The sequence below is a fragment of the Ruminococcus flavefaciens 007c genome, assembly GCF_000571935.1.
GTDB lineage: Bacteria > Bacillota > Clostridia > Oscillospirales > Ruminococcaceae > Ruminococcus > Ruminococcus flavefaciens_F.
The window spans coordinates 211,200-218,001 of the sequence record NZ_ATAX01000023.1; the positions used below are offsets into that span (position 1 = coordinate 211,200).

The 6,802-nt window shown below is 43.2% G+C and carries 5 protein-coding genes and 1 pseudogene; 4 read left to right on the forward strand and 2 right to left on the reverse strand.

Going from position 1 to position 6,802, the window contains the following annotated elements:
* Nucleotides 1–7: 7 nt before the first annotated feature.
* The 3 genes from RF007C_RS07855 to purF are packed head-to-tail and all read left to right on the forward strand — an operon-like array spanning nt 8 to nt 3,312.
* The gene (locus RF007C_RS07855) at nt 8–1,285 is read left to right on the forward strand and encodes a glutamine synthetase family protein (RefSeq protein WP_037298925.1); all 1,278 of its coding nucleotides are present in this window, start codon (nt 8–10) and stop codon (nt 1,283–1,285) included.
* Nucleotides 1,286–1,297: 12 nt separating this feature from the next.
* On the forward strand, nt 1,298–1,879 hold the full coding sequence (locus RF007C_RS07860; RefSeq protein WP_037298927.1) for an ANTAR domain-containing response regulator: 582 nt from the start codon (nt 1,298–1,300) through the stop codon (nt 1,877–1,879).
* A gap of 11 nt (nt 1,880–1,890) precedes the next feature.
* Nucleotides 1,891–3,312 carry an amidophosphoribosyltransferase gene (purF, locus tag RF007C_RS07865; protein WP_037298930.1) on the forward strand — a complete coding sequence of 474 codons (1,422 nt, stop codon included), beginning with the start codon at nt 1,891–1,893 and terminating at the stop codon, nt 3,310–3,312.
* Nucleotides 3,313–3,507: 195 nt separating this feature from the next.
* Here purF and RF007C_RS07870 read toward each other — a convergent pair whose 3' ends face one another.
* Nucleotides 3,508–4,158 (reverse strand): nucleoside recognition domain-containing protein, encoded by a 651-nt coding sequence (locus tag RF007C_RS07870; protein ID WP_242836283.1) that lies wholly within the window; start codon nt 4,156–4,158, stop codon nt 3,508–3,510.
* Nucleotides 4,159–4,622: 464 nt separating this feature from the next.
* Between RF007C_RS07870 and RF007C_RS07875 the strand changes: the two are divergent.
* Nucleotides 4,623–5,351 (forward strand): annotated as a pseudogene (locus RF007C_RS07875) (IS3 family transposase); the annotation flags it as partial.
* A 90-nt stretch (nt 5,352–5,441) separates the two neighbouring features.
* Here the strand turns inward: RF007C_RS07875 and RF007C_RS07880 are convergent.
* The coding region (locus RF007C_RS07880) for a CotH kinase family protein (RefSeq protein WP_037298933.1) at nt 5,442–6,802 on the reverse strand (1,361 nt) is incomplete at its 5' end.

Here is a 6,802-nt window from a genome sequence, read left to right on the forward strand (position 1 = left end):
GAATGATATGGTTTATTCTGAAAATGAAATTTTGCAGTATATCGAGGAAAATGATATCAAGTTTGTCAAGCTGACCTTCTGTGATCTGCATGGCAGGCTGAAAAACATATCCATACTTTCATCGGAGCTTGCCGTTACATTTGAGCACGGAGTTCGTATTGCCGCAAAGAAGGTCTCAGGATTTGAGGCAGCTAATGGAAGAGATCTGTATCTGTTCCCGGATGCAAAGACCATGACGGTTCTGCCTTGGAGGCCTCAGCAGGGAAGAGTAATCCGTATGTTCTGCTTTATACGTTACAAGGACGGAACTCCCTTTGAGGGCGACAGCCGCTATTTCCTTAAAAAGGCAATGAAAGCAGCAGTGAATGCCGGTTTCTGCTTCCGTTTTGGCACCTCATGCGAGTTTATGCTGTTCCTCAATGATGAGAAGGGTATGCCTACAAAAGTACCTCATGATTTTGCAGGCTACTGTGATACAGCACCTGATGATAAGGGCGAGAATATACGCAGGGATGTGTGTCTTACTCTTGAACAGATGGGTATACAGCCTGTTTCTTCGCGTCATGAGAGCGGCTGCGGACAGCATGAGATAGATTTTAATTCTTCGTCAGCACTCAAGGCAGCAGATACATTTCTCAGCTTCAAATCTGCGGTAAAGTCTGTTGCTGAGGTGCATGGTGTTCACGCGAGCTTTATGCCGAAGCCTCTGCGCAGTGATTGCGGCAATGGTATGCACATTAGTTTCACGGTCTTTCCCGACAGCGATTTTTGGGAGGAGCGTGCTTCTGAGTGCGGTGATATAGTCAAGAGCGCTGCCGCTGGTATAATGGAGCGTATCCGCGAGTTCACACTGCTGACAAATTCAACTGTGAATTCGTATGCAAGGCTGGGAGAATTCACTGCACCGAGAGAAATTATCTGGTCGGATGAGGAAGGCTCACAGCTTATAAGGATGTCGCCGGACAGTGATGATACTTCCGTTGAGCTGAGAGCGGCGGACTGTGTATGCAATCCGTACTTGACTCTCGGAATGATGATATATTCAGCACTGGAAGGTATAGACTCGGGAGCTTTACTTCCCGAAAAAAACTGTGGCATGGAGAGACTCCCGGAGACTCTGGAAAAGGCAGCGGATATTGCTGAAAAGTCAGATTTCCTCAGGAAGTATATCCCTGAAAATATTCTCGAAGTTCTCCTGCGCCATAGCCGCGAGGAGTGGCGCGAGTACAGTTCTGCATATGATAAGGAAGCATTCGAGGACAAGAAGTATTTTATTTCCCTTTAATGGAGGTTCATTTTGGAAAAGATCCTTGTAGTTTCAAGTAATAAAACTGCCTCTGAAACTCTGCTCGATTTTCTCCGCGGATCGTTCAAATGCACTCCTAAAATAGTCGAATCAGCTTATCAGGCAAAAGTACATCTGAATTCCGATGTTCTGACAGAACTTGTAATGATAAACTCCCCCCTCATGGATGAATCAGGAGTTGAGTTTGCTGAGTACGTCACTGAGAATACGACTGCTAACTGTATACTGCTCATTAAAGCCGAAACTGCCGAAAAGATCAGTGAACGTGCCGAAAAAGCAGGTGTTATCATAGTTGGCAAGCCGTTCAGTAAAGCGATACTGTATCAGATTGTAAGGACAGTGGATATTGCGGTCAGCCGTTCAGTTGAGCTGTATCTGCGCAATGCGCGCCTTGAAGAAAAGATAAACGAGATACAGACCATAGATAAGGCAAAGTTCATGCTGATGGAGTACAAGAGCATGACAGAGAGCGAGGCACACGCCTATATCGAACAGTACGCCATGAACAAGCGGAAAAAGAAGAGTATTGCTGCTCTTGCCATAATCGACAAGCTTAGCGAGCAGTATCTGTAGAGGTGCATGAAATGTTTGACACGATACACGAAGAATGCGGAGTTTTCGGCATTTTCGAGAACAGGACAGCAAATGTGGCTGCCTCTGTATATTTCGGCCTGTATGCTCTCCAGCACAGAGGCCAGGAGAGTTGCGGCATAACTGTCTGTGATGACGGTATTTTCCGTCATAAACGTGCAGATGGGCTCGTTTCCGAGGTCTTTACACGTGAGGAACTTGATAAGATTGGCTGTGGCAATATGGCTGTGGGACATGTCCGTTATTCTACCACAGGGGGACATAACCACAATAATATCCAGCCGCTCGTTATACGTCATATCAAGGGTAATATGGCTCTTGTTCACAATGGCAACCTTGTCAATGCTGCTGAGCTTCGTCGTTCCTTTGAGATGTCAGGAGCAATATTCCACGGGACTTCTGATACCGAAGCGATCGCATATTCAATAGTCAGAGAGCGTTTGACCTGCAGTTCCACCGAGCAGGCTGTGGAACGCGCCATGCCATTTATAAAAGGAGCTTACTCCTGTATACTGATGACCGCTACCAAGCTCATTGCATTCCGGGATCCGAAAGGATTTCGTCCTCTTTGCATAGGAAGAACTCATGACGGAGCTTATGTAGTGGCTTCGGAGTCCTGTGCACTGGAAACTGTTGGAGCTGAGTTTGTTCGTGATGTGGATGCAGGGGAGATAGTTGTAATTGATAAGGAAGGGCTGCGTTCCATTCGGACAAATTGCGAAGATAAGAAGCATATATGTATTTTTGAGTATATTTACTTTGCCCGTCCCGATTCTGTTGTTGACGGAGTATCAGTTCATCATGCAAGACTGAAAGCAGGTGAGCTTCTTGCAAAGTACAGTCCTGTTGATGCTGATATTGTTATCGGAGTGCCCGATTCGGGACTTGATGCAGCTCTTGGTTATGCAAACGCCAGCGGGATCCCTTATGGTATCGGCTTTATCAAGAATAAATATATAGGACGCAGCTTTATTCAGCCTGATCAGAATCAGCGTGAAAATGCAGTAAAGATAAAATTGAATGCCGTTCGTGAGAGTGTGGCGGGCAAACGTGTTATAATGATCGATGATTCGATTGTCCGCGGTACAACAAGTGCAAGGATTGTGCGGCTTCTGCGTGATGCAGGTGCAAAAGAAGTTCATGTGCGGATTTCTTCACCGCCGTTTCTTCACTCATGCCATTTTGGTACGGATATTGATTCGGAGGAAAATCTTATTGCCGGAAAGTGTCACTCTACGGAAGAGATAGCACAGTACATACATGCTGACAGCCTCGGTTACCTTCCTGTGGATTGTCTCAGTGAGCTTGTGGATGATCGTTTTGGCTGCTGCAAAGGCTGCTTTACCGGAGATTATCCCATTGACATATCAGGTGCAGGAAAAAAGAATAAATTCGATGAAAAAATACATAAATAAGCAATTAAAAGAAAAGCATCTTTATAGATAGGGGCAAGCTACAGAAGTATTCAACAAAGACAGTTTTACAGCGAATTCGCAGATAAGCAGGTAGGCTTTTATAGTCTACCTGCTTTTGTTGTTGGTGCTTTAGCGTGAAACACCAATACAAAACAGGCTTTCCGAAGAAATTCCAAAAAGCCTGTTTTATGCTTTTTACATAAAGATGCTTGCAATATGATAAACAATAAATGAAAGTATCAGCGCATTGCAGATATAGAACAGTGCGACCTTGACCGTCCATTTCAGCGAGTGCGATTCCTTATAGGTCGTGGAAAGAGCCATAATACAGGGAATATGGAAGGTAGTTGCGAACATGAACGCAAGAGCTTCCGCGGGTGAAATGGCTGATGATATGGCAGTACCGAGCAGTGCTGTATCTGTTGATGCAGTTTTGGAGAAGAAAGTTGCTTCCATAAGTGAATTGTCGTCCATAAATACAGCGTTAAGCGTACCGAGAACTGCTTCTTTGGCGAATGCTCCGCTGATAAACGCCATGAAAGTCTGCCAGCCCATACCGAAGAACTTTGTAACAGGTTCTATGAATGTTCCGATGCGGTACAGGAGGCTGTTGTCAACATTGCCGTCCTTGCTGAATGAGAGCACATAAAAGAGGATGGCCACAAGAGTTACCGTTCCGAGGGCTCGTTTGAAAATGTCCCACGACTTGAAAAAGGCTTCTTTGATGATATGCTTCCAGTGCGCCTTGTGATATGGCGGAAGCTCCATTATCATACCGCTTCTTGTATTTTTTTGCGCAAGCTTGCGGCTGAATACCTTTGATACTATAATTATTTTCAAAGGCATAAACGGTTTGGTTTGATCAACTGAGGGTAAGTGCCTCACTGCCTTTGTGACTGTAGTTTTTCTATGCATTTGTTATAAAAGCCTCTTTCACTTTGGCCGCATCAGCGGCCTTCGTTTTTTTTGTGGGGCTAAACACTCCGGTTTTACTTGGAAGTTGGAAGCTAATAAGAAAAGCCGCAGGGACTACCTGGGGCTAACATTTTGTCGGCATACACACGAAATACACCTTCCGCGTCTCATTACCTGGTACCAAGGTAGGAATAGGGCTACGTAAAAGAAAAAAAGCCCGAATAATCAGACTTTTTCAAAAGTGCGGGTGACAGGACTTGAATTTTGTAACCTCCATGAAACAGCCCTATTTTGGCGTTTATAGGTGGCACCGTGTGATTTGTGTGATTTTTCACACATCTTTAGATGTAGCATCATCAGAATCGAGAATAATACCGTTGAAGTAGCAGTCAATTAAGAGCAACAAAGACTATGGCTATCGCAGAGTTCTAGGGGGAATGCGTAATCAGGGATGGAAAATCAACAAAAAGAAAGTGCAGCGCATTATGCAAAAGCTTTCTCTCCAGGTTACATCATTCAGCCGTAAGAGTCGGAAATACAGTTCCTATAAAGGAAAAATCGGAACAATTGCGCCTAACAGAATCCGCAGACGCTTTAAGACACATATCCCACATCAAAAGATTACAACTGATACGAGTGAATTCAAGTATTATGAGGTTGATGTAAAGGGGAATGTGACTATGCATAAACTTTACTTGGATCCATTTTTGGACATGTGTAATGGAGAAATAATTAGCTTTGGTATAGCGAAAAACCCATCTGTCAAAAATGTAATGGAGGCTCTTGAGAAGGCGATAGATATCACATCTGACTGTCCTTATCGAAGAATTTTTCATTCAGATCAAGGGTTGGCTTATCAAATGAAAGCATATTCGAGCAGATTAAAAAAAGAACTTATTTTACAAAGTATGTCAAGGAAAGGAAACTGTCTGGATAATTCAGTAATGGAAAACTTCTTTGGTTTGCTTAAGCAAGAAATATACTATGGCATAGTATATTATAGCTATGAAGATCTGAAATCTGCAATAGAACGATACATAAAGTATTACAACGAGCAAAGAATCAAAGAGAGACTAGGATGGATTAGTCCTGTTCAATATAGACTCAGTCTCTTGCCTGCATAAAAATAGCGTAGCAATCAATTGACTGCTACGCTTACAAAGTCTAACTTTTGGGGGTCACATCAAAAGCGGCTCCATCTTTTTTACATCATTTTAGTACCATGTTCTGAAAATACTATTATTCTGGCGCGGCGGACAGAAATAGTTCCTTAAAACGAGCAATGAACGGATAACAGCGATTATTCTCTCATTATACCTGTTATATGTATTCCTTATTATCGTATTTATATAATCGGGAACCGAGAACGTATTTGTTATGGTCTTATTGTCCCCGTAATGATATACCGCAGTTATCCTGTTGGATATTGCAAATGAATCGGGAGAACAGGTAAAGCCATAATATTTTCCGTCACAGCTCATAAAATCAGCGTCAAAGGCATCTGTGTATGTTTTGCCATTGATATTGAATTCCATATAGCTGTTATTCTTTTCTTCTTCTGTAAGAGAAGTAAGGTCAAGATAGAAATTAAAACTGATCTGTCTGCTCAGAACAATGCTCTGCGACTTGAATTCAGGAACAGGTTCAGCAGCGTATTCGCTTTGTTTTACAGTAGTGAAATTTCTCACTGTAGTATTATTATCCTTGTCTCTTCCGATAAAGGATATCACGTTTTTCTTTTCTGCTGCCTGACTTAACTTATCGGAAGGAAGCTCAAATCTTACAGAACCGTCTGAAAGTGCAAAAGTATCATAGTACAAACCGTTTACGTATACTTTCAGACTTGTTGTCTGCGGATCATTTACGGTTATCTGCATGATAAGATCTTTTTCAGGCTTGATAACAGCATCGGCAGGAGCGCTGACTGATATCGTATCATCAACAGCGTTTGGTGTCGAGATGTTCACTGCATCTGATCTGATATACGGTGAAGCGCTGTTTTCGTTATATGTGCTTGCGAGCAATGCGTCATCCGAGCTGAACTGCTCGTCAAGCCACGCTATCCTTTCGCGCATATACGATATGAATAAGTCTCTGTCGGCTATATAGCCCCTGCCGTAACCAGGCCACTGATTATTTCTGTCCCAGAGCGCACTGTCAGCCATACCCGATTCGTAAAGATATTCGCTGTCTCTTTCAAGTGCGCCATTTTCCTTTATAACGTCTTCAAGGTAAGGTCTTATCTGCCAGTATCTGTCTGTTGCTGCCGAAATAAACAGCGGATCATCAAGGAACTCTCTGTAGAAATTCTGCGGATTTTCAAACTGTGATACCTTCCAGCCTGTTGCCTCACTGCTTATTTCCTGACTTACGATTATTGAACCTGCGCCTGTGTCAAAGTCCCATGGAGGACCGAATTTAAGGAGAGAATCATGCGGTTTATAGATATATCTGCTCTTGTAGCGCGAATCGTCATTTCCCATTATCTCCATAAGCAGCCAGTAGGATACCATTGAATCAAAATCAGCAAGCTCGGTGTAATGAGTCATCTTGCCGTCTATCTCGGCATATCCTT

Bases quoted from the DNA above. Each gene is read 5' to 3' on its own strand.
- RF007C_RS07855 (WP_037298925.1), top strand. From the start codon at position 8: ATGGTTTATTCTGAAAATGAAATTTTGCAGTATATCGAGGAAAATGAT.
- purF (WP_037298930.1), top strand. From the start codon at position 1,891: ATGTTTGACACGATACACGAAGAATGCGGAGTTTTCGGCATTTTCGAG.
- RF007C_RS07870 (WP_242836283.1), bottom strand. From the start codon at position 4,158: ATGCCTTTGAAAATAATTATAGTATCAAAGGTATTCAGCCGCAAGCTT.